This window comes from Pseudomonas sp. AC463 (assembly GCF_979253585.1).
Window position 1 is genome coordinate 1 of the sequence record NZ_CEEDDZ010001199.1, and the last position, 234, is coordinate 234.

Annotated in this window: 1 protein-coding gene; it reads right to left on the reverse strand. The window is 66.7% G+C overall.

Annotated elements, in window-relative coordinates:
* On the reverse strand, positions 1–215 hold a 215-nt coding region (locus AC0IYH_RS34115; RefSeq protein WP_471838919.1), incomplete at its 3' end, for a family 43 glycosylhydrolase.
* Positions 216–234 lie beyond the last annotated feature (19 nt).

The following is a 234-nucleotide window of genomic DNA, read 5'->3' on the forward strand; positions in this document are numbered from 1 at the left end:
GGCTTGCCCAGCGCGTCGCGGAACGGCCCGGCCGGATGGTCGGCAACCGCGACGGCGATGACGTTCTTCGGCGATCCGGCGATGCTGATGGGAGCATAGAGGTAGAACTTGCCGCCTCGTGCAATCACCTGCGGCGCCCACGCGTCGTTGGTCTGCACCGCCCACGGGAACGTATTCAGCGACGCGACTACGCCGCGATCGGTCCAGTTCGCCATGTCGGTCGAGCTGTACAGG